Source organism: Thermodesulfovibrionia bacterium (assembly GCA_030646035.1).
Lineage (GTDB): Bacteria > Nitrospirota > Thermodesulfovibrionia > UBA6902 > UBA6902 > JACQZG01.
In genome coordinates this window covers 1-2,615 of sequence record JAUSMY010000048.1, presented here as the reverse complement: position 1 = coordinate 2,615, position 2,615 = coordinate 1, and the positions used below count along the sequence as shown (strand labels likewise).

Here is a 2,615-nt window from a genome sequence, read left to right as displayed (position 1 = left end):
GCGCGCGATTTCTTGTTGAATGGCGATTCGCATGACTTCAGGATCGGCGATTTCCAGCTTTCTCATGATGACACCTCCGGAACAGGAAACTGTCATCAGTATAGTTTAATAATGCGGCATTACATATGTCGTTATGTTTAACAAGCAGTTAGTGTGCGCTTATTGATCGAGCGAAATCCAGCTGTAAAGAATATCGACAGAGCTAGCTCGTTATGGCCCTTATATGCACGCCCAGTAGGCTTAATCACGCTGGAAGAGCTGCGGTGTGCTAATAGGGCGTCTTACAAATTCGTGGAGGCCTGTCTCCTACCGCCGTGGCAGGAGAGATCGCCTAGTCAGGCATTAAGACCGATGGCAGCTTCTGGTTCGTTCCGGCCATCGCATTCTCACAAGTCACTGGCCGCTCCTGGCCGATTGCTGTCCCCCGTTCATGTAACACGGGGCTGCGAATACATAAAATAAATCCAATCTGAATAATAAGCTACTACTCCGTCAAAACTTGAATAAGGAGTAAAGCAGGGTTATCCACGGTCGGACGCCAGCGCGCCTCTAACGCTGGCGGGCGTCCGGCGGTGGGTAACCCGTGTGCAAACCTCGATCTGTAAAACTCCCATGCTTTTGATTTCTGTTGCATCATATCGCCATGAACGACATGACGAAAGAATACGGCAAAATTACCGCCGAGCAATTCAAGACGTTGATCGACAAGCTGCCTGAACTCCGCAAGCAGCGCGGTGAACTCTCAGAACTTGTTCGTGGTGTATCAAAAGCCAAACTGGAAGAATTGCTTCCTAAGGATTATGCGTGGTCAGATATTTACGAGCTCCCTTTCATCGAGCATCTAGCCTTGATGCTCCTGGTGATCGACAAAGTGGACTTCATCAAACAGGCCGCGCAAGCCCCTGATCCCCAGCAAGTGGTTCTTGATGCGTTCGATCTAGATGATGATGATGAATGGACAGGCGGCTGGAAAGGTCTCTTCGAGAAAAAGCATTTGATTGGTGTGACCTTTACCATTCAACGCACCATCTTGAGCATCATGCTTTATCAAAAGACGATGTCTACCTTGATTGATGAAGTAAGGCAGGGGAATGACGATTCCTTATTTAATGCAGTTCGTGTTGATCGTGCTGCAGTAGCCTGCCCCACGATTGCCGCGCGTATCTGTCGGGCTGAATTGCTCCACGACAAGCTCTTCTTTAGACATCTGCGTAATGCCTTAAAAGGCCCCTCGCAAAAACACTGGCAGAGTTACCAGGACTTGCGCTACGCCCTCTGCGTACTGCGTGACCTGGGCTTCGATAAACTCTCTGACGATCAACTGGAAAACCTTCTCGTCCATCAACTCAAGGTCTATCCCAACAGCTATAACGCCCGCCGTAATCTGCGCAAGCAATACACTCAGTCGAAGAAAATCAAACCCTTCAAATGATCATTTGAGGTAGACGACTTGCAGCACGTGGCTGCATAAAGTCCATATCCGTTTCAGGAAGCCAAGCCGGCATGCCTGGCATCCTTCAAAGGAATGGATATGAAGCCCGAAGATCGCCAGTCACCTGGCAAACTGTCTCAACAGGCAGGACAAGATGAATCCGTCCCGCCGCAGCACCCCGCCCGCCGCGCGCAGCGCGCGGCCGGGGTCAGCGCCGGGGCTGTGGCACAGGGTACGCAACTTAGTAACACAGTACCCTCTAAATACATCGAGGAAAATCAGAAGCTCTGCCTTGTCTTGAGGACAGCCATTGATTCTTTGTACCTCTCCTATCCCGGCGAGTTGTCAGAAGATATGTTTGGGCGCCTGGATGAACTCAAGGAAATAGCCCAGGGCGACGAAGAGGCAGAACAGGCAAAAGCACAGATCACCATCGGCAATCACTTGTTCGCCGTCGCCAGTCATGGGGCCGGTCGATTCCGTTTTGTGCTCTTCGATGATCGCTTTCGCCTGAACATCAGCAAAGGTTCAAGGCTCCCGCTGGTTTATGCACAGATCAGCAGCGAATATCTCACCGCCGTTGGTGTTGAATGCGCCGAACAGGAACTGCGCTTCGTCGTCAGTTCCCTTGGTCGAGTCGATGAGCTTGCACAGGTCAGCCGTGCTGATCTGTGTCTCGACTTCATCCCCATTGTTCCCATGGATCAATGGGCTGTTCAGCAGTGGGTGACTCGGGCACGCAAGAAAGCTGCTTATTGGGGCACGGGTGACCGCTTCACGGGCTGGATGATCGGTCAAGGCGGCAATATTCAAAGCCGCACCTATGACAAGGTTCTCGAAATCACCGAAGAAAGCCACAAACCTATCTTTACGACCTCTGGCAGGCGCGTGGCTGGAAAGCCGATGATCCGGTATGGCGTCAAGAGTTTCAGACGAACCGCAACGCCTTGAAAGAACTCCAAGTGCGCAACGTACCTGATCTGCTGGCAAACCTTGACGGCCTTTGGCACTACTTCACCGAAAAATGGCTGCGCCTTGCGCATTTAAACATAACGACATATGTAATGCCGCATTATTAAACTATACTGATGACAGTTTCCTGTTCCGGAGGTGTCATCATGAGAAAGCTGGAAATCGCCGATCCTGAAGTCATGCGAATCGCCATTCAACAAGAAATCGCGCG

Annotated in this window: 3 protein-coding genes; all 3 read left to right on the top strand. The window is 51.1% G+C overall.

All coding sequences use genetic code 11. The features are described from left to right. Positions 1-643 precede the first annotated feature (643 nt). The 3 genes from Q7U10_07630 to Q7U10_07620 all read left to right on the top strand — a co-directional run bounded on the left by Q7U10_07630 (position 644) and on the right by Q7U10_07620 (position 2,511). Entirely contained in the window at positions 644-1,432 is a 789-nt protein-coding gene (locus tag Q7U10_07630) for a hypothetical protein (protein ID MDO8282478.1), read from the top strand. A gap of 99 nt (positions 1,433-1,531) precedes the next feature. Beyond that, positions 1,532-2,383 (top strand): hypothetical protein, encoded by an 852-nt coding sequence (locus tag Q7U10_07625; protein ID MDO8282477.1) that lies wholly within the window; start codon positions 1,532-1,534, stop codon positions 2,381-2,383. Further along, the gene (locus Q7U10_07620; GenBank protein MDO8282476.1) at positions 2,380-2,511 is read left to right on the top strand and encodes a hypothetical protein; all 132 of its coding nucleotides are present in this window, start codon (positions 2,380-2,382) and stop codon (positions 2,509-2,511) included. The genes Q7U10_07625 and Q7U10_07620 overlap by 4 nt, the downstream gene beginning before the upstream one ends. The last annotated feature ends 104 nt before the right edge of the window (positions 2,512-2,615 follow it).